At 38.9% G+C, this 630-nt stretch carries 1 protein-coding gene; it reads right to left on the reverse strand.

What is annotated here, in order from left to right; genetic code table 11:
* A partial coding sequence (locus tag DHL47_RS13225; RefSeq protein WP_209552187.1) for a transposase occupies positions 1-506 on the reverse strand: 506 nt, incomplete at its 3' end.
* Positions 507-630 lie beyond the last annotated feature (124 nt).

Genomic DNA, 630 nt, shown 5'->3' on the forward strand with positions numbered 1-630 from the left:
TTCAAGGTCTCTTGCAGTTTGGCTTGAAATTTATCCGTTGCTTTTTTCCAAACGAAGCTGTACTTGTTGGCATTGGCTTCAATTTTCGTCCCATCGATGAAGAGACAGTCTAAAGTGACCAATTCCTTCATTCTTAACTGACAGGACAGTTCAATAAAGAGCTGTTCTATCAGTTCTTCCATCCCCTCATGCACACGAAAACGGTTAATGGTGCGGTAGGAAACAACTAATTGCCCTGTCAAATATTGCATAGCTAGGTTCTCAGCCATCAGCCTTTCTATTTTACGTCCGCTAAAAACGCCTTGAGAATAAGCAAACAGAAGAGCGGAAAGCATCATTTTAGGATGATAGGAGGGGCGTCCCAGCTCATGACAAAGTTTCTGAAATTGCTCAGCTGGTAAGTCATTGACAGCCTTTTTAATAGTAAAAACAACATGGTCTTGTGGTAAAAAACTAGCAATTTCAAGTGGTAAAGTCGTTTGATTTGTGTTATAGTGGATATGCATCAGATAAAATCACTTTCTGTTTATTTGTCATTACTTAAATGATAGCGAATTTATCTTTAGAATGCAAAAAGCAACGGCTGTTTTCTAGTCGTTGCTTTTTTTGAAGCCTTTTTGTCCCAGACTC

It is taken from the genome of Streptococcus panodentis, assembly GCF_017884005.1.
Lineage (GTDB): Bacteria > Bacillota > Bacilli > Lactobacillales > Streptococcaceae > Streptococcus > Streptococcus panodentis.